The sequence below is a fragment of the Candidatus Pelagibacter sp. Uisw_099_02 genome, assembly GCF_047727625.1.
GTDB lineage: Bacteria > Pseudomonadota > Alphaproteobacteria > Pelagibacterales > Pelagibacteraceae > Pelagibacter.
Genome location: NZ_CP159822.1, coordinates 313,071 through 331,781, shown reverse-complemented (window position 1 = coordinate 331,781; position 18,711 = coordinate 313,071). Strand labels below are relative to the sequence as shown.

Annotated in this window: 24 protein-coding genes; 9 read left to right on the top strand and 15 right to left on the bottom strand. The window is 31.1% G+C overall.

Annotation, left to right across the window (positions count from 1 at the left end; all coding sequences use genetic code 11):
• Genes ABXT47_RS01715 through ABXT47_RS01695 form a run of 5 tightly spaced genes read right to left on the bottom strand, consistent with a single transcriptional unit; the run spans position 1 to position 5,209 of the window.
• The gene (locus tag ABXT47_RS01715) at positions 1-954 is read right to left on the bottom strand and encodes an electron transfer flavoprotein subunit alpha/FixB family protein (protein ID WP_415308974.1); all 954 of its coding nucleotides are present in this window, start codon (positions 952-954) and stop codon (positions 1-3) included.
• Positions 954-1,703, bottom strand: coding sequence for an electron transfer flavoprotein subunit beta/FixA family protein (locus ABXT47_RS01710; RefSeq protein WP_415308972.1), 750 nt, complete (start codon positions 1,701-1,703; stop codon positions 954-956). Before ABXT47_RS01710 ends, ABXT47_RS01715 begins: the two co-directional genes overlap by 1 nt.
• A complete protein-coding gene (locus ABXT47_RS01705; protein ID WP_415308970.1) occupies positions 1,703-4,135 on the bottom strand; it encodes a GcvT family protein in 2,433 nt (810 codons plus the stop codon). The genes ABXT47_RS01710 and ABXT47_RS01705 overlap by 1 nt, the downstream gene beginning before the upstream one ends.
• 59 nt (positions 4,136-4,194) lie before the next feature.
• Complete coding sequence (locus ABXT47_RS01700; protein ID WP_415308968.1) at positions 4,195-4,698, bottom strand: DUF4864 domain-containing protein; 504 nt, start codon at positions 4,696-4,698, stop codon at positions 4,195-4,197.
• The gene (locus ABXT47_RS01695) at positions 4,640-5,209 is read right to left on the bottom strand and encodes an NAD(P)H-dependent oxidoreductase (protein WP_415308966.1); all 570 of its coding nucleotides are present in this window, start codon (positions 5,207-5,209) and stop codon (positions 4,640-4,642) included. The genes ABXT47_RS01700 and ABXT47_RS01695 overlap by 59 nt, the downstream gene beginning before the upstream one ends.
• Before the next feature lie 34 nt (positions 5,210-5,243).
• On the opposite strand from ABXT47_RS01695, the gene ABXT47_RS01690 reads away from it, so the two are divergent.
• Positions 5,244-5,426, top strand: a complete 183-nt coding sequence (locus ABXT47_RS01690; RefSeq protein WP_415308964.1) for a hypothetical protein — start codon at positions 5,244-5,246, stop codon at positions 5,424-5,426.
• A 67-nt stretch (positions 5,427-5,493) separates the two neighbouring features.
• Here the strand turns inward: ABXT47_RS01690 and ABXT47_RS01685 are convergent, their stop codons facing one another.
• The 5 genes from ABXT47_RS01685 to ABXT47_RS01665 all read right to left on the bottom strand — a co-directional run bounded on the left by ABXT47_RS01685 (position 5,494) and on the right by ABXT47_RS01665 (position 8,719).
• A complete protein-coding gene (locus ABXT47_RS01685) occupies positions 5,494-5,919 on the bottom strand; it encodes a CoA-binding protein (protein ID WP_415308963.1) in 426 nt (141 codons plus the stop codon).
• Positions 5,904-6,689 (bottom strand): enoyl-CoA hydratase, encoded by a 786-nt coding sequence (locus ABXT47_RS01680; protein ID WP_415308961.1) that lies wholly within the window; start codon positions 6,687-6,689, stop codon positions 5,904-5,906. Before ABXT47_RS01680 ends, ABXT47_RS01685 begins: the two co-directional genes overlap by 16 nt.
• Entirely contained in the window at positions 6,673-7,047 is a 375-nt protein-coding gene (locus ABXT47_RS01675; RefSeq protein WP_415308959.1) for a cytidyltransferase, read from the bottom strand. Before ABXT47_RS01675 ends, ABXT47_RS01680 begins: the two co-directional genes overlap by 17 nt.
• Complete coding sequence (locus tag ABXT47_RS01670; RefSeq protein ID WP_415308957.1) at positions 7,047-7,454, bottom strand: AAA family ATPase; 408 nt, start codon at positions 7,452-7,454, stop codon at positions 7,047-7,049. The genes ABXT47_RS01675 and ABXT47_RS01670 overlap by 1 nt, the downstream gene beginning before the upstream one ends.
• A gap of 68 nt (positions 7,455-7,522) precedes the next feature.
• Complete coding sequence (locus tag ABXT47_RS01665; protein WP_415308955.1) at positions 7,523-8,719, bottom strand: aromatic ring-hydroxylating oxygenase subunit alpha; 1,197 nt, start codon at positions 8,717-8,719, stop codon at positions 7,523-7,525.
• A gap of 101 nt (positions 8,720-8,820) precedes the next feature.
• Here ABXT47_RS01665 and ABXT47_RS01660 point away from each other — a divergent pair, with 101 nt between their 5' ends.
• From ABXT47_RS01660 to ABXT47_RS01650, 3 genes are all read left to right on the top strand, one after another.
• A complete protein-coding gene (locus ABXT47_RS01660; protein ID WP_415308953.1) occupies positions 8,821-9,549 on the top strand; it encodes a methylenetetrahydrofolate reductase in 729 nt (242 codons plus the stop codon).
• Positions 9,542-10,900, top strand: coding sequence for a glycine cleavage T C-terminal barrel domain-containing protein (locus tag ABXT47_RS01655; RefSeq protein WP_415308951.1), 1,359 nt, complete (start codon positions 9,542-9,544; stop codon positions 10,898-10,900). Before ABXT47_RS01660 ends, ABXT47_RS01655 begins: the two co-directional genes overlap by 8 nt.
• A 147-nt stretch (positions 10,901-11,047) precedes the next feature.
• The gene (locus ABXT47_RS01650) at positions 11,048-11,593 is read left to right on the top strand and encodes a hypothetical protein (RefSeq protein ID WP_415308950.1); all 546 of its coding nucleotides are present in this window, start codon (positions 11,048-11,050) and stop codon (positions 11,591-11,593) included.
• Here ABXT47_RS01650 and ABXT47_RS01645 read toward each other — a convergent pair.
• Genes ABXT47_RS01645 through ABXT47_RS01630 form a run of 4 tightly spaced genes read right to left on the bottom strand, consistent with a single transcriptional unit; the run spans position 11,590 to position 14,990 of the window.
• Positions 11,590-11,760 (bottom strand): hypothetical protein, encoded by a 171-nt coding sequence (locus ABXT47_RS01645; RefSeq protein WP_415308949.1) that lies wholly within the window; start codon positions 11,758-11,760, stop codon positions 11,590-11,592. The genes ABXT47_RS01650 and ABXT47_RS01645 overlap by 4 nt on opposite strands.
• A complete protein-coding gene (locus ABXT47_RS01640; protein ID WP_415308947.1) occupies positions 11,753-12,364 on the bottom strand; it encodes a DUF3726 domain-containing protein in 612 nt (203 codons plus the stop codon). The genes ABXT47_RS01645 and ABXT47_RS01640 overlap by 8 nt, the downstream gene beginning before the upstream one ends.
• A gap of 5 nt (positions 12,365-12,369) precedes the next feature.
• Entirely contained in the window at positions 12,370-14,022 is a 1,653-nt protein-coding gene (locus tag ABXT47_RS01635; protein ID WP_415308946.1) for a hypothetical protein, read from the bottom strand.
• Entirely contained in the window at positions 14,019-14,990 is a 972-nt protein-coding gene (locus tag ABXT47_RS01630) for a membrane dipeptidase (RefSeq protein ID WP_415308944.1), read from the bottom strand. Before ABXT47_RS01630 ends, ABXT47_RS01635 begins: the two co-directional genes overlap by 4 nt.
• A gap of 113 nt (positions 14,991-15,103) precedes the next feature.
• On the opposite strand from ABXT47_RS01630, the gene purE reads away from it, so the two are divergent.
• From purE to ABXT47_RS01610, 4 genes are all read left to right on the top strand, one after another.
• Positions 15,104-15,595 carry a 5-(carboxyamino)imidazole ribonucleotide mutase gene (purE, locus tag ABXT47_RS01625; RefSeq protein WP_415308942.1) on the top strand — a complete coding sequence of 164 codons (492 nt, stop codon included), beginning with the start codon at positions 15,104-15,106 and terminating at the stop codon, positions 15,593-15,595.
• Positions 15,596-15,604: 9 nt separating this feature from the next.
• Complete coding sequence (locus tag ABXT47_RS01620) at positions 15,605-16,651, top strand: 5-(carboxyamino)imidazole ribonucleotide synthase (RefSeq protein WP_415308940.1); 1,047 nt, start codon at positions 15,605-15,607, stop codon at positions 16,649-16,651.
• A gap of 11 nt (positions 16,652-16,662) precedes the next feature.
• Positions 16,663-17,130, top strand: coding sequence for a GNAT family N-acetyltransferase (locus ABXT47_RS01615; RefSeq protein WP_415308938.1), 468 nt, complete (start codon positions 16,663-16,665; stop codon positions 17,128-17,130).
• 118 nt (positions 17,131-17,248) lie between these two features.
• Positions 17,249-17,455, top strand: coding sequence for a cold-shock protein (locus tag ABXT47_RS01610; protein ID WP_006998008.1), 207 nt, complete (start codon positions 17,249-17,251; stop codon positions 17,453-17,455).
• 81 nt (positions 17,456-17,536) lie between these two features.
• Here ABXT47_RS01610 and ABXT47_RS01605 read toward each other — a convergent pair whose 3' ends face one another.
• Complete coding sequence (locus ABXT47_RS01605; RefSeq protein ID WP_415308936.1) at positions 17,537-18,295, bottom strand: alpha/beta fold hydrolase; 759 nt, start codon at positions 18,293-18,295, stop codon at positions 17,537-17,539.
• A 40-nt stretch (positions 18,296-18,335) separates the two neighbouring features.
• Between ABXT47_RS01605 and ABXT47_RS01600 the strand changes: the two genes are divergently transcribed.
• The gene (locus tag ABXT47_RS01600) at positions 18,336-18,683 is read left to right on the top strand and encodes a cupin domain-containing protein (protein WP_415308934.1); all 348 of its coding nucleotides are present in this window, start codon (positions 18,336-18,338) and stop codon (positions 18,681-18,683) included.
• The last annotated feature ends 28 nt before the right edge of the window (positions 18,684-18,711 follow it).

Sequence of the window (18,711 nt, the reverse complement as noted above, 5' to 3'; positions counted from 1 at the left end):
TTATTTTTGTATACTATTTAATTTATTCAATTCTTCTAAGAATTGAGGTAACGCCTCAAATAAGTCTGCTTCCAGACCATAATCTGCGACACTAAATATTGGCGCTTCACCATCTTTATTTATAGCAACAATAATTTTACTTTCTTTCATTCCAGCTAAATGCTGAATTGCTCCTGAAATTCCAACTGCAATATACAAATCAGGCACAACAACTTTACCAGTTTGACCAACTTGATGTTCGTTACTAATGTATCCCGCATCAACTGCTGCACGTGATGCTCCAATCGCTGCATTTAATTTATCTGCAATGTCAGTTATTAATTTAAAATTTTCTCCATTTTGCATTCCTCTTCCACCAGAAACTACAATTCTAGCAGTGCCAAGTTCAGGTCTATCTGACTTAACCTCTTCTCTTTTAATAAATTTTGACAATGTAAATTCTTCAGTAGCTTCAATTTTTTCTATTGGAGCAGAGCCACCAGAAGTTTCACAAGGCTCAAAAGATGTTGGTCTAATTGTTATACATTTTTTTACATCTGTACTTTTTACAGTAGCAAATGCATTACCCGCATAAATAGGTCTTATAAATGTATCAGCTGATATCACTTTAGTAATATCACTTACTTGAGATATGTCTAAATGTGCTGCTATTCTTGGCATCAAATTTTTACCAAATGTATTTGCAGAACTAACAATATGAGAATAATTTTCTGAAACTTTTACAACTAATGGTGCAAAGTTTTCTGCTAAATAGTTTTCATAGTGAGGAGCTTCAGTATGTAATACTTTTTTAACAGCTGGCATTTCAGATAATAATTTAGCAACATCTCCACAATTATTTCCAATTAACAGGACATGTACATCTCCATCCATTTGTGATGCTGCAGTAATTGCGTTTAATGTAAAAGGTCTTACTTCTTTATTATTATGCTCTGCTATTAATAAAACTGACATTATATTACCTTTGCCTCATTTTTAAGTTTGCTAACTAACTCGGCAACACTTGCAACTTTAATTCCTGCTTTTCTTTTTGGTGGTTCTTCTACTTTAATTTGTTGAACTCTAGGTGTGGTATCAACTCCTAAGTCAGCAGCTGTTAAAATTTCTAAAGGTTTTTTTTTAGATTTCATAATATTTGGTAGTGAAGCATAACGTGGCTCATTTAATCTTAAATCACATGTCACAATAGCTGGAAGGTTAACTTCAATTGTTTCTAATCCTTCATCAATTTCTCTTGTTACTTCTAAAGTTTTGTCTTTTATTTCAATTTTTGATGCAAATGTTGCTTGAGGCCAATTCAATAAAGCACTTAACATTTGACCTGTTTGATTACAGTCATCATCAATTGCTTGTTTACCCATAAAAACTAGGTCAGGTTTTTCTTTTTCAACAATTTTTTGTAGTGCTTTTGCTACGGCTAATGGCTCAACAATTCCTTCTGTTTTGATTAAAATTCCTCTATCAGCACCAACTGCCAAAGCTTTTCTAACAGTTTCTTGTGATTTTTCTTCACCGACTGTAATTGCAATAATTTCTGTTGCCTTACCTGCTTCTTTAATTTTTACAGCTTCCTCAATCGCATTATCATCGGGTGGATTACTCGACATTTTTACATTATCAGTAACAACACCAGTTCCATCCTCTTTAACTCTGACTTGAACGTTGTAATCAATTACTCTTTTAACAGCGACTAATATTTTCATTATGCTCTCAATAAATTATTTTCTGGGTCGTAAGGACTCTCGTCTAATATAGTAGCATCGTACATTTTTCCTAAAATATCAATTTTCAATTTTTGACCAGTTGTCGCAACATCAGGGTTCACCATTCCTAATGCAATAGATTTACCCAGTCTAAATCCAAAATCTCCTCCTGTTGCACGTCCAACAACTTTATTGTTTTCATAAATTGGATTATTTCCTAGAACATCTGCATCTTCAACATTGTGAATCTCCATAGTAACCAGTTTATTTTTAAAACCTTTTTCTCTCCACTTATTAAGTGCTTCTAAGCCTATAAAGTTTCCTTTATTAGGATGTATAAATCTATCTAGTCCAGATTCGTAAGGTGAATATTCAATTGATAATTCTGTCCCAACAAGTTTATAAGATTTTTCAAGTCTTAAACTATTCATTGCTCTAATTCCATAAGGCTTAAGATCTAAATCTTTTCCAGCTTCCATCAATTTATCAAATATATGGTTTTGGTATTCAATTGGATGATGAAGCTCCCAACCCAATTCACCAACAAAGTTTACTCTCATAGCATTCACTGGTGCATTTCCAACATTTACATTTTTAGCACTCAACCATTTAAAGTTTTCACTAGAAAAATCATCACTAGAAACTCTTGTCATTAATTCTCTAGCCTTTGGACCAGACACAACTAGCACACCCATACTATTAGTTAGATTTTCAAATTGAACTGTCCCATCAGTTGGCATCCATTTTTGAATCCAGTCATGGTCTAATCTTTGGTTCGCTCCTGCAGAAACTAAATAGAAACTATCTGGAGCTTCTCTCATTATTGTAAATTCAGAATGCACTCCTCCTTTAGTATTAAGGGCGTGACATAAACCAATTCTTCCTATTTTTTTTGGAAGTTTATTTGCTACTAAATAATCTAAAAATTCTTCTGCACCAGATCCTTTAATTCTACATTTTGCAAATGCAGTCATATCTAAAAGACCCACATTTTCTTTTACATTTTTACATTCTTTTTTTATTGCTTCAAACCACTTGGATCTTCTAAAAGACCAATCATCTTTTTGTTCCATTCCATCTACTGCAAAGAAATTAGGTCTCTCCCAACCAAATTTTTGCCCAAAAACAGCACCTAATGCTTTCATTCTATCATAGCAAGGTGATGTTCTTAATTCTCTAGCAGCACCTCTTTCTTCATCAGGATAATGAACTTTAAATACATGGTTGTAAGCTTCTTCATTTTTTTCTTTTAAATATGATTTTGTTGCATAATCACCAAACCTTCTTGGCTCAACACCAAGCATATCAATTGTTGGTTCTCCATCTACAATCCATTCTGCAAGTTGCCAACCCGCTCCACCTGCTGCAGTAATACCAAAGCTATGTCCTTCATTTATCCAAAAATTTTTAAGTCCCCAAGCTGGACCAACAATAGGGTTTCCATCAGGTGTGTAACAAATTGCTCCGTTATAAACTTTTTTTACACCTACTTCGCCAAAGGCTGGAACACGATGAATTGCACCTTCTATGTGCGGAGCAAGTCTATCTAAATCTTCTTGAAATAATTCATACTCAGAATCTTTTGATGGTCCATCAACATAACAAGCTGGAGCACCATCCTCATAGGGTCCTAATATTAAACCACCTGCTTCTTCTCTCATGTACCATCTACTATCACTATCTCTTAAAACTCCCATCTCTGGTAAGCCTTCTTTTTTTCTTTTTAAAATATCTGGGTGTGCTTCTGTAACAATATATTGATGTTCAACTGGAATAACTGGAATATCTAAACCAACCATTTTTCCAGTTTGTCTTGCAAAATTTCCTGAACAAGAAATAACATGTTCACATTCAATAGCTCCTTTATCAGTTTCAACAATCCATCCATCTTTAGTTTGTTTAATTCCAACTACAGCTGTATTTCTATAAATCTCTGCACCCATATTTCTTGCACCAGTTGCCATTGCTTGTGTTAAATCTGCAGGCTGAATGTATCCATCTTCAGGGTGTTGTATTGCGCCAAGTAAATCATCCGTACGACATAAAGGCCAAATTTCTTTTACCTGATCTGGAGTTAAAAATTTTACATCAACACCTATAGTTTGTGCAACACCTGCATATTGGTAGTACTCATCCATTCTATCTTTAGTACTTGCTAAACGAATGTTTGAGACAACACTGAAGCCAACATTTTGTCCTGTCTCTTCTTCTAATTTTTTATAAAGATCAACCGCATACTTATGAAGCTGCCCAACTGAATAACTCATATTAAATAATGGAAGCAGACCTGCTGCGTGCCAAGTTGATCCTGAAGTTAATTCTTTTCTCTCGACAAGAACAACATCAGATAAACCTTTTTTTGCTAAGTGATAAAGTGCACTAACTCCTACTACACCACCACCAACTACAACAACTTTAGCTTTAGATTTCATTAGTCCGATTCCTACTATTTTTTTATTATTAACGAAACAAAAATCGTTTAGTTATTAGCTTAAACTGAAGATCCAAGAGGCATTGGTGCGGAGACCATTGTGGTCAGCCAACAGTCCTTAAGAGGACCCTCTTTTATATATTTTTCAACTGCCCACTTAAATTTATAGTAGACCTTATCTCTATCAAGAACTGTTACCTCAAAAAGAGCAGTTAAATCATCAGATTTTATCTCCACAACCTTATGGTCCAAGTGATTAAGAAGCATCACATAAGATTTTCCTTTTATCATAGTTTTAAATCGATCTAAAGGACCTGTATTTTTTTGATTATTTGGGTGTGCAAATTCCCAAGTCTGCTCAATTCCATTATCTTTTTTTGGATTATCATTCTGTTTTAAACTTCTTAATTGGATTTTGACAACTTGATAAGGTTCAATCCCATTATTAGGCTTAACTAATTCAGCAAATGATGGAGATGTTAAAAATAAAGTAATTAAAATTACTTTATAGATTTTGTGCAGTTGTTCTGACGTCTTCCAAAAATTGTTCTCTTTTTTTATCACTAACAAACGGTACAGCAAAATATCTTCTGTAAACAATATTATAAATGCCACACATGTGAAATACCCCTCTTTTTAATCTTCTTATAGGCAGGTTTAAAAAGAAGGTTGTAATAGCGAGCCTTGGAGACCCATAAGTACAAAAAATTATAGCTTTTTTATCTTTTAAATTTCCCATTGGATAACCATAATTTCCAACTAATTTTTTAAATGTAAATGCCCATGGTGGTGACAAAACTTTATCTATCCATCCCTCCACAATTGCTGGCATTCTAAAATTCCAAATTGGAGCAATTAAAACAATTATATCACAATCTTCTATTCTTTTACGATGATTTAAAACATCCTCACCAGCCTCTTCACCTGCAAAAACAGGGTTAAATTTTTCCTTATATAGGTCTACACAATCAACTGAATGACCATTTGCTTCAGCTGTTTTTATAAATGTATCTCTAATAGCAGCGTTAAAAGATTTTTCGTTATAATGACCATATAAAAGAAATATTTTTTTCATTTGTGTATTTTTAAACTAGTTCTATAAGAAAGCCATGAAAAATTTTTATGTAATTGAAGGTGAGCATACCAACCCTAACAAGATTGAAACAATATTAAAGAATACTGAAAAAAAACATGGCCCTTTTGAAGAGCAAGAAGCTACTCAAATTGCCAAAGGGTTAATTCAAAAAAATATAGATGATTTTTATCATCGAGCATGGGTAGTCAAAAACTAACTCAGTAAAACTGGAAAAACTAGGTTTATCCTCAAAATATTAATTATTAATTCAATAGAAATAATTTCTAAATTATTCCAAATAATTTTTGAAATTCAATTTTAGTACATTTGTTAGCAATATAATAAATTTTATTTTTTGTAGCAATTTCTTTAGCCTTATCATTTTCAATATTAAGTTGTAGCCACAAAACATGTGCCCCAATTTCTTTAGTTTGATTGGCTATATCTACAGTCTCTTCGCTTGGTCTAAAAACATCAACTATGTCTACTTTTTCTTTTATATCTAATAGGGTTCCATAAACTCTTTCTCCGTGTATTGTTTCATTTACACATGTTGGGTTTACAGGAATGACTTTATAACCAGATTTTTGTAAGAATTTCATTACTATATTTGAATCTTTTTCTTTTTTTTTACTTGCTCCAACTAAAGCTATTACTCTTGAGCTAATAAATAGTTCTTTAATTTTATCGTCTATTATTTGTTTTTCCATTTAGGTTTTCTTTTTTGTAAAAATGCAGATATTCCTTCTTTCGCATCCATTGCCATCATATTTACTGTCATCATTTTACTTGTGTATGCGTATGCTTTTCTTAATGGCATTTCTAATTGATTATAAAAAGTTTGTTTGCCAATTTTAATTGTAAGACTTGATTTTGAAGCAATAGTTTTGGCAACTTTTAACACTTCATTGTTTAATTTTGATTTAGAAAAATGATTATTAATTAGTCCAATTTCTTTTGCATAATTTGCTTTTATTGGATCTCCAGTTAAAAGCATTTTCATCATTATTTTTCTATTAACTTTTCTGCTAACAGCTACCATAGGTGTACTACAAAATAAGCCTATATTTACTCCTGGTGTCGCAAATATTGCATCATTACTACTATAAGCTAAATCACAACTCGCAACTAATTGACATCCAGCAGCAAATGCTGCCCCATGAACTTTTGCAATAACTGGCTTTTTTCCTTCAACTATTTGAAGCATTAATTTTGAGCAAAGATTAAAAAGTTTTTGATATTTTTCTCTTTTTTTTAATCCACTTACTTCTTTTAAATTATGACCTGCACTAAACCCTTTTCCAGACCCTTCAATAATTATTACCTTAATATTTTTGTTTTCATCTAATTTTTTAAAAGCTTTAATTAAATCTCCTAAATTTTTAAATGAAAGTGCGTTATATGTTTTTGGCTCATAAATGATGATTGAGGCAATATCTTTATTTAAAAGTTTAATTTTAATATTACTTGAGTTTACCATCTTCTCTCATTTTAGCTCTAATTTTTGTTGCTGAAATTTTTTGAATTTCCTCAGATAAAACAACTTCTTCAATTTTGTAGCCAACCCCTCTTCCATAACAAATATTAGTGATATTTGGCACCATCATTACTTTGAATTGTCCTTCAAATTCTGGGTTTAATTTTTCTTCAATATTTTTCTTAACTGTGTCAAAATCAAATGGATTATCATCAACACCTTGAACGTCTCTAATTTGAATACATACTTGACCTGTTTTTTTAATAATTTCTATAAATAAAGCATAGTGACCATCATGAAATGGTTGCCATCTGCCAAGCATTTGTGCTGTTGGTTTTTTATTATCCCACTCATAAGCCATTATTTTATCTCCTTTAGTATTATTGGTGCCCAATGTTTAGCATCTTGAGTTGTAACCTGACAGTCAAATTTTTCAGGTTTAACAAACATCTTATTAGTATCATCGAAACGTCCCTCTTTTATTGTATTAACCCAAACTATATAATCTGCAGGAAATAAACTTCTTGCTTCAGGCGTTGGGCAAACAAAATCTGCAATAACATAATTTCCATCATCTTTTAATTTTTTTGCAAAATCTGCCATTCTTTTGGCTTGTCTTATTCTGCCTTCTTCTGAAAAATCCCAATCATTAGCTTCTTTTCTAACTTCATCAGCATTAAGTCTTTTAGCATCTATCGATGGAGCAATTTCATTTGCTAAAGTTGTTTTGCCAGATCCTGGAAGACCCATAATTAATATTATTTTCATAGTAACTTTATCTTTCTGCACATATGAGTTGATTAGTAAATTTAATTAATATTATAAGAATTTTAAAATTATACTATCAAATTTTCTGCTACCCATTTATGAAATTGATGAGTTGGATTATCCATTATAGGTGAAAAATTTCCACCATTATATACTGGTGAATTTCTACCCTCCTGCATTCCCTCAATAGCCCTTATATCTTCTGACATAACTTCCTTCCAGAATTCTGCATTCTTTTTTCTCATCTCTGCAAATTCAGCTCCATTCGCACTATCATCGCCTACATAATACATCATTAAATGCTCTTTAGTTTCACTAACTGACTTAGGTTCTAGCCAAAAAATATAAAAGTGATCTATATGCAAACCAATCATTACGTTTGGAAATAAAGCAATATACTCAGCTTTTTTGGATAAGTCCTTAGGCCAATTTGGAAAATTATTAAAACTTTGATTTCCTTTAATAGGTTGATCGTATTTATTTGTACCTTGGCCAGCAAATCTATTTGGTAACCCTTGAATATGATAATGGTCACTAATATTTGAAACTTTATTTAATTCTGGATGAATCCAAGGCAGATGATAACTTTCACAATAATTCTCTATTGCAAACTTCCAATTACATTTTACATCAAGACTGAAATATCCATGATCTTTTGAGTGTTTAAGTAAATTTTGATCTTCTTTAGATATGAACTTTAACCATCTTTCCTCAAGAGGTTTAATGTATTCGTCAAACTGTAGTTCATTGCCATTTATATTAATAAATATTATGTCCATCCAAATTTTGCTTCTAACTTCTTTAAGATTACTTTTTAATTTATCAAATTTATCTATTTCATGAACATTCAAACCTCCTATATGAGGTGTTGCAACTAACCTTCCATCAAAATCATAAGACCAGGAGTGATATGGACATCTTAAGACATTTTTCAAAGAACAAGGCTCATTTAAAAGCTTGAAGCCTCTATGGCTACAGACATTGTGAAACACTCGTATTTTTCTTTCTTTGTCTCTGAGAATAATAAGGGGGATACCTAGTAAGTTACAAGGGCGAGCGTCACCTATATTTGGCACAGAGCTTCCAACTCCAATCACTGTCCATTTATCCTCAAAAACCCTCTCTCTTTCGATTTTGAGGTAGTCAGAGCTAGTGTAGCACTCATTTGGTAAGCCATGAGCTTTCTCAATGGAGTTATTAACCTCCTTGATTTTCTCTAAATCTAAGATCTCTGAAAGTTCACGATTCTTAGGATTTTTAGACATTAAAAAAAATTATCACTAGCACAATTTTTGACAACAAATATTTTTATCCACAAGATGAATTTCTTTGACAGCATTTACAAAAAAGATAATCATCGAGAAAAATGAATTTTTCACTTGAGGTTGGACCTCAAACAGACCTAGAGACACTACCACCAGTTAAGGATGTATATATAACTATGCTTCCAGGAGGAGACTATAAAGAGACAGCTAACCAGTCAGGTGAATTAGTTAAAAAAGGATTTAATCCAGTTCCACATTTTCCAGCAAGATCAATTACCGATGATGCTCAACTTAAAGATTATATTTCAAGATGTAAAGATGTGGGTGCTAAACAAGCTTTAGTAATTGGAGGAAGTAGAGAACCAATTGGAAGATTTGATAGTTCAATTCAAATTTTAGAGACAGGATTTTTTGATGGAATTAAAATAGGAATAGCAGGACATCCAGAGGGAAGTCAGGATATTTCTGATAAAGAATTAGAAAAAGCTATGATAGATAAAAAACCTTACGCCGACTATATAGTGACCCAGTGGTTATTAGAGAGTCAACCTATCGTAGATTTCATTTCTAAGCAGTCAGTACCAGTGCATGTGGGAATTACTGGGCCAATGAAAATAACTAGCTTAATTAAATTTGCTAATATTGTCGGTGCGAAAAATTCCATTAATTTTCTTAAGTCTAATTTTAGTAAGGCATTAGATTTATTGAAACCTAAAGACCCTAATGAATTAATTGGGAAAGTGAAAGAGTTTACTGGCAACTTCCACATTTATACATTCGGCGGCTTGAAGGAAACTAACAAGTGGTTGAAGGAGAACGGTTATGTCTAATGAATTTGACTATACTAAACTAAATCATGTGACTTCAGTTGATCAATCAGATCGTGAAGTACCATATAACTTAAGACAGAGTGGGCCTACAAAAGTTGAAATGTTAATTTCAACAAGAGTAAGAAAATCTCCATACTGGCATCTATCAATGGAAGCTGGTTGTTGGAGAGCAACTGTTTACAATCGTATTTATCACCCAAGAGGTTATGTAAAACCTGAAGATGGTGGGGCTATGGTTGAATACGAAGCAATTAAAAATCATGTTACGATGTGGAACGTTGCTGTTGAAAGACAAATTAGAGTTAAAGGTCCTGATGCAGAAAAGTTTACTGATTACGTTATAACTAGAGATGCAACTAAAATCTCACCAATGAGAGCAAGATATGTAATTTTATGTAATGCTTATGGTGGTGTCTTAAATGACCCTATTCTTCTTAGAATTTCAAAAGATGAATTTTGGTTCTCATTGTCAGACTCTGATATTGGAATGTATCTTCAAGGTGTTAATGCTGATGGAAGATTTAATTGTACTGTTGAAGAAATTGATGTGTGCCCAGTACAAATTCAAGGTCCAAAATCAAAAGCTTTGATGAAAGACCTTTGTGGAGATCAAGTTGATTTTGACAATATGCCTTTCTACGGCTTAGCTGAAGTTAAAGTTGGAGGTAGAAGTTGTGTTATTTCTCAATCTGGTTTTTCTGGTGAAGCTGGATATGAAATTTATTTAAGAGAAGCAACTAAATATGCCGATGATATGTGGAATGCAGTTCTTGCTGCAGGTAAAAAGCATAGTCTAATGGTTATCGCTCCTGCTCACCACAGAAGAATTCAAGCTGGAATTCTTTCTTGGGGACAAGATATGGATCAACAACACAACCCTTTCCAGTGTAATCTTGGTTACCAAGTTTCATTATCTGGAAAAGGCGAGTGGAATAAAAAAGCTGACTATGTTGGAAAAGCTGCTCTAGAGAAAATGGGAGCAGAACTTAAAGATGGTCAAAAACCTTACAAACTTCAGTTAGTAGGTCTTGAGTTGGGTGGAAAACCAATTGAAGAATATGCTCCTGACTTTTGGTTAGTGTCACCTGAGAGTGGTGGAGATCCTGTTGGATTTATCACATCACCTTGGTATCACCCTGAAAAAGGTCAAAATATAGCAATGGGATATGTGCCATTTGATGGAACATTAAATGCTAATGGTTTCCCCAAAGGTAAAGCTGGAACTAAATACAAAGTTCACTTACCTGCTAAATATTCTGACACACCAGGAACACCTGTTGATGCTGTGGTAGTAGATATGCCATTTACAGAATCTTATAACGCAAACACTAGAGAAGTCGTTAAAGGTTAAATTAATTATTTGGGGGAGATTAATTCTCCCCCACCAATAATGACAAAATCATTCCTAATCGTAGTTTGCATAATAATAGTAATTGCTTTAATACTGTTTCCACTATTTGTTTCTTACAGAGCTCAAAAAAATAGAAAAAAATAAATAATGTTTGGTCAGTTTTTAAATATAATTGTTCGGTCTATTAAATTAGATAAATCTCTTTACAAAGATAATAAGAACTTTGGTGAAGCTGCAATATATTTTGCAGGTCTTATAATGATACTAGATGGTATCGCAGGTGCTGTTGCTGCAAATACTGTTATTAAAACTGCTGTTGCAATGTCTGGCTTAACAGCCATTCTTACTTGGTTTGTATGGGGACTATTTATTTATGTGATCGGTGTAAAATTATTTCCAGATAAAGAAACTAAAGTCCCATTTAAAAAAGTATTAACAGCTGTAGGGTTTGCTCATTCACCAGGGCTTTTAAGGTTTTTTGCTGTAACACCAGATTTAATGATCCCAATAATATTTTTAACTCAGTTTTGGATATTTGCAGGATTAATCATTTCAACAAAACAAGTTTTAAATTTGAAATCTAATTTTAAATCATTTGGAATAGTCTTTTTAGCTTTTTTAATAATTGCTTTTCTTTCAATATCATTTGTGATGAGCAAAATGAATGCTCTACCCATTAGCAATATTAGTTAAATAGGGAAAATTGTTTTTGAAAGTTTGCAAGAGTTGCAGTTTTTAAATCCTGTTAGAATTAAATTTTGAGAAACACTCGGGTCTTCTTTTTTACATTCTTCACAGAAATCATCTAACTCGAGAACTTCATCATTATCATTGATTTGATCGTCAAAGTCTTTAATCATTATCAGTAAGACCAGCACCTGCTCCACCTTGTTTTAGGCTTTCATTTTCTTCAACAAAAGTTTCTTCAGAAAGCTTATAGAGTTCATTCCATTCTTTTTCTTCAAACGAGTCTCTATTTTCTAAAACTTTTAAATAAATATTTTTAGCAGATTCTATAATTTCATTTTTGGTGTAATTAGAATAAATATTATTATTAAAGTTTAATAAAAACTCACTGTCATCTATTTTTAAGAATATTCTTTTACCTATTACCTCTGCCGCCCTACTTACAAATGGTAAGAAAAGTAATGGATATGAGACTTTTTTAAACGTTATCTCTTTTAAAGTTTCTAAAGTTTTAATCTGATCTAAAAAATTTACCCCTGCAATTATTGGACAATATTCATTTTTATTGGCTTCATTGTCTTGCTTTATGATACTGATATTCTCTAACCTTAATTCTTTTTTTTTCTTAAAAAAACTGTTTAAGTTTTTAATGCCAGGTAGTCTAAAAATCTCAAGTAGTCTTATATTTTTTCCGATTTCTTCTGCTATGCCCCATGAATATCCAGCAGCCTTGCTTGATCTTTTAGAAACTGTATCTATTTCACTTAATGATCTCATATTAATTAATTATAAACCCAATGTTCATCATAGTTTTTTAATTGTTCTGGTAAGGGTGCTCCTTGAAACATACATATTCTTAACCATTTATCAGAACGTGGATCAAATTTTAATGCTCCAAAAAATGATAACTTTAATCTCAGCATATCAATAGGCATTATTTCTTGGCCAATAGTATTGTCTTGTATTTCAGAATATGGAAATTTCTCTACTATAAATGCTCTTCTAACAACGTGTCTTAATTCATTATTAGTTGATAAAAATTTAGCAATGGTCCAGCTATTTTTAGTAACTGATAACAATTCATAAAGTTTTTTAATATCTCTTGCAATTGCTAGAGGTTGCTCTAACTCAGCGCCAACTTCATCAAATCTATTTGCTAGTCTTGGTTCTTCTTTATTTTTTGAAATAAACCAAAAGTTTAAATTATTTTTGTTTTTAGTAAAATCTATAGTTAAGATATCTGAATATTTTTTTTCTAAAATTAGCTTTAAATCTTCTACAGTTCTTTCAGTTGGTATATTAAAATATTTTTCTTCTTCAGAACTCATTTCTTTAATTAAAGGTGAGGTAATATCATCATAAGGTTCCATCATCATTGAGACAATATATTCAATGCACTCTTCACAATATTCTTTTTCTACATGTAGATATAATTCATTAAAAGCATAATCTTGCTCAAAATTAAAATCGTTATCTAGGTAGATAATAAATTCATTAAGATCTTTTAATAAAAATTTAATCTTATTTATTTGATATTCGCTCTCTGTATTCCAAGAAGTGATATTCTTTATTGATTTTTTTAAACATTTTAAAAATAAGTTTTTATCCTTTTCTAACACTGCTTTTATCTCTCTTATTTTTTTTAAAGAAATCTCTCTTGCTGAAATCCAATTATTTAAAAGAGTTGGATGATTAACAATAAATGGTGCCATTCCTAGTCCTGTAGAATTTCCTATTCCCAAACTTTTACAAATATTTATATCAAGATTTACAGCTTTTTTTGGGTTCTTGCTTTTTGCAACATGATTAACTTGATCAAAAGTAAATTGCCTAACCAAATAAACCAACATCATTTCTAATCTGAAAGGGCCATATATTTCTTCTCTATCTTTAATTCTAAATCTATCTGCTAAGCCAAATTTACCTGACCCATAAACTGCAGTTGTTCTATATAAATATCCAACGCTAGTTATTAAGTCATTATCAGGCTGCTTACCTTCGCTTAAGCATTCAACCACATGATTGAAAACTCTAACTGATTTATTAGCTCTTGAAAGTGTTAGCTCTTTATAAGAAAGTCTACCAAATTCTTGTCTTGGCACTTGGTTTTTTAATCTTTCAATATCTTGTTTTAATGGAACACCATCAAAAAGAGTAAAAGCTGCATCCCATTTAGTAGCTATAACTCTATCTGATCTTTCATTTTTATCCAATTCGTTTGCAAAACAAATTAATGAATACACTCTATTTTTTTTCTTAAATGAATAAACTGCAGTGCCATAACCATGTTCGTTTAATTCAAATAAATCTCTTTTATAATCCCAATCTTTAAACTCTTTTAAAAAACTTCTTAAAAATGAAAGTTTAGATTGATGAAAAGACCCTAGTCTTGATAGCTTCATTACTACATTGGGATCTCTTAAGGAGATATTCATTGGTTGATTCTTTTGTAAAAATTGTACCAGTTGTTTCCAAGAATTCCATTAACTTCACTTTCTGAAAAACCAACTTTCTTAAGTCCTGACTCTAAGTTTTCAAACCCTCTTGCATCTAAAAACCAATCAGGTTGTTTTGGAAAGCCAGGTTTTTTTTTTGATCCTTCTCCATAATTTTTGCTTTTAGTCCAAGTACCATTTCTCATCCACTCAACAATAGTATCTGGTTGGTTTAAACAAAGATCTGAACCTATTCCAATTTTTTCAACTCCCATAATCTCAGCTGTCTTAGCGGTCATTTCGCAAAAACTTTCTAAAGAACAATCCGTTCCATCTTTTAAATGATGAGGATATAAAGAGAGACCCAACATTCCTCTATGTTCAGATAAAATTTTAAGCAGTTCGTTTGATTTGTTTCTCCTAGCTGGATGCCAAAATGATGGGTTTGCATGAGTTATTGCAATTGGTTTTTCACTTATCTCGATTGCATCAATTGTACTTTTTTCTGCTGAATGAGACATGTCTATTACAAGGCCTAGTCTATTCATTTCTTTAATTACCTCTTTACCAAAATTAGTAACCCCACTATCGATTGTTTCATAACATCCTGTCGCTAGTAAGGACTGATTGTTATAAGTAAGCTGCATAAACCTACATCCTAAATCATAAACTTTTTCAACTAACCTAATATCATCCTCTATAGGTGAGCAGTTTTGAAAACCAAAAAAAACTGCAGTTTTATTTTCAGATTTAGCTTTTTCAATATCTTTAAAACTTTTGCCATGAAAAATTAAGTCAGAGTTTTTTGAAAAGTAATTTTCCCAACTTTTTAATACTGTTTTTAGCTCATCGAAATCTTCATGGTAAACAATGGTTACATGAATTGCATCAAGGCCTGCCTGTTTATTGATCTGAAAGACTTCTCTAGACCAGTTACAATATTGTAAATTATCAATTTTAAAATTCATTGTGATTTTATTTGTTTAAAGAATATCAATAAGATAGATAAATTCTATTAATTTTATTGAAATTTTAGGCTTAATTTGAAATAACAATTTACCTTAGAATAAAATTACAACAAATGACTAAAAATAAATTAAAAAAAGTATCAATTGTTATGGGTAGTCAATCTGACTACAAAACCATGATATTTTGTCAAAATATTCTTAAAAAATTAAATATAAAATTTGAAACAAAAATAATATCAGCTCATAGAACCCCTAATAGAATGTATGAATTTGCTATTAATGCAGAAAAGAATGGTATCGCCGTAATTATTGCTGGGGCTGGTGGATCTGCACATTTACCAGGAATGATTTCAGCTCTTACATCTCTACCGGTACTAGGAGTTCCAATTGAGAGTAAAAAGCTTAAGGGCCTTGATAGCCTTTTATCCATTGCACAAATGCCAAAAGGAATACCTGTTGGAACATTAGCAATTGGAGAAGATGGTGCAATTAATGCTGCCTTATTAGCTGCATCTATTATTGGTCTTAGTGATTTAACTGTCAAAAAAAAATTAAACCAGTTCCGTTTAAGTCAAAGCAAAACTGTTAAAAAAAAACCAAAATAGTTTTAAAATATGTCTAAACCAATTCTTGGAATTATAGGTGGAGGTCAGTTAGGTAGTATGCTTGCTATTGCTGCAAATAAACTTGAAATTAAAACAGTTATTTTTTGTGATGATATTGATGCCCCTGCACAAAATTTTTCTAATGATTTTGTACACGGTCAATATAATGATCAAAATAAGATTAAAGAGTTTTTGAATAAAGTTGATGTTGTAACCTATGAATTTGAAAATATTCCATATGAAACATTAAATGAAATTAATAAAGTAAAACCTGTTTTACCAAAACCTTCTGTAAATAGAATAATTCAACATAGATTAGCAGAAAAAGACTTTATCAATAATCTTAATATAAGAACTACAAGATATGTATCTATTGAAAAAAAATCTGACATGGAATCAGTTGAAGATTTACTGCCTGGCATACTTAAAACTACAACATTGGGATATGATGGTAAAGGACAGCACCCAATTAGTAGTTTAAAAAATTTAGACTCAATTGATGCTGATTTTTCAAAAGGTTATATTTTAGAAAAGCTTGTCAAACTTAAAAAAGAAATCTCAATAATTATTACAAGGTTTAATGATCACAAATATGAAATTTATGAACCTATTGAGAATGTACATGAAGATCAAATTTTGAAAAACTCTAAAATTCCAGCAGAGATTAGTGATAAAATATTAGAACAATCAAAACTGTGGGCAACTCAAATTTCTGAAGAATTAAAATATGTTGGAACTTTGTGTGTTGAGTTTTTCATTGATAGAAATGATAACCTTTATGTAAACGAAATTGCACCTAGAGTTCATAACTCAGGGCATCTAACAATTAATGCATATAATGTAAGTCAATTTGAAAATCATGTAAGAGCTGTTTGCAAGTTAGAGCAAATACCTCTTAAAAAAATATCAAATGCAATGATGACAAATATAATCGGTGATCAAATTACTAATTATAGAAATAAAGAACACAATGAAAATGAATTTTTCTTTGATTATCTTAAAAAAGAAATTAAACAAAAAAGAAAAATGGGACACCTAACAACCCTTCTTAAGTAGATATTGCTCAAATGTTAAAATCAATCGAAGGAAATTTTGATAATCCAGAAGTTCATGAATTTCTTATCAATCATTTTATTGAGTTAAGATCTGTATCACCCAAAGGGAGTGCTCACGTACTTGATATAGCTGGATTAAAAGACCCATCTATTAAATTTTGGAGCTTATGGGAAGAAAGTGACTTAATGGGTAGCGGTGCATTAAAATTCTTAGATAAAGAACATGGTGAATTTAAATCTATAAGGGTTAGTGAAAACTTTAGAGGCAATGGAAATGGCACAAAAGTGATAAATCATCTAATTAATGAGGCAAAAAAACTTAATATTAAAAGATTAAGTTTGGAAACTGGTGCTGGTGACTTCTTTTTAAATGCTAGAAAATTATTTAATAAATGTGGTTTTGAGCCCTGTGAGCCCTTCTCGCACTACAAAAAAGATATCAATTCTATTTATATGACCATGCTAATTAGCAACAAATAAGTCTTTAATTATTCAAATTTTTAAATTTAGTTGACAAAACCTTAATAAATCTAAACAAAGCGTCAATTACTTAATTATAAGTAATAAAAGTAAAACAATAAAAAGTAAGAAGATAAATATGAGTCTACAAGGAAAAGTAAAATGGTTCAATCCAACTAAAGGTTTTGGTTTTATTGAAAGAGAAGATAAAGAAAAAGATGTATTCGTTCACGTTTCAGCTGTAAGAGATGCTGGTATGAACGGTTTAGATGAAGGTCAAGCTTTGACTTTTGAAGTTGAAGATGGTCCAAAAGGTCCTTCAGCGGTAAATTTAAAAACTGCATAATATTCACACTTTCTATTGGCTGCGATTTTTTAATTAAATTAATTTTTTAATTATTTAGCTAAATATCTCAGCCAATACCAGTCAGTTTTTTTTAAGAAATTCACTCACTATTCTATTAAATTCATTCGGCTTCTCTAAATGAACATTATGAGAGCATCCCTTAATTATTTTTAAATTACTATTAGGAATATTATCATTCAAGGTTTCTACTTGATTAAAATTATAAGCCTTATCTTGATCTCCCCAAACTATTAATGTTTCATTTTTAATATTTTGTAAATTTTTAACTCCATCCCAATTTTTCATAGCAACTAATCCATTGTCTACAGCCTCTATAGAAGTTTTTTTTCCAGCTTCTTCACAAAGATAAAAATATTTTGCTTTTTCTTCTTCTATAAACCAAGTTTTTGCTATTCTGTATGCTGTATCCTTTAATCCATTAATTTTTAATTTTTCTCTGGATTGATCAATAGTTTCAAATCGACCAGGAATATTTCCTCTTGGTCCAGTTCCATAACAAATCAATTTATCAATTTGATCTTCTGCTAATCTTGAAATTTCCTGTACTATCATTCCTCCCATAGAATGGCCTAATAAATGAAATCTTTTAATTTCTAATCTCTTTAGGGACTCAAGAATTGACTTGGCCATACAAGTAATTGATTCACAGGAATTTACATAATTACTTTTTCCAAAACCTGGTAGCGCTGGAGCAATAACCCTAAAATCATTTTTGAAATGTTCTATTTGTAATTTCCACATATCCGATGAGCCTAAAAATCCATGGACCAGTACTAAAGGGAAGCCCTTACCAATATCCTCAACATATATATCTTGCATAATTTTATAATTAATATTTAAATAATCAATATATATACTTATGGCTGAAAGAAAAATAACTGATTTAAAAAATGTCAATTTTAAACCTTTTGATAATTATGGAAAAGTTATCCCAGGATTAAGTTGGCACAACATTAGTTTTGATAAAAAAAATGGTGGAGGTGGAACCTTTATTTTAAAATATGAGCCTGGTGCAAAAGGTATCTCTCATATTCATACAGGTTATGAAGAGTTTTTAATGATGGAGGGTGAATTAACTGATCCAGATGGTAAAATTTTTAGAAAGGGTGATTTTGTAACTTTCGAACCTGGATCTAAACACTCTTCTTTTAGTAAAAATGGTTGTTTGGTATTAGTTTTTATGAGAGGTATAAATAAAGCAATTTAAAAACTCAAAAAAATAAATCTTTAATAAT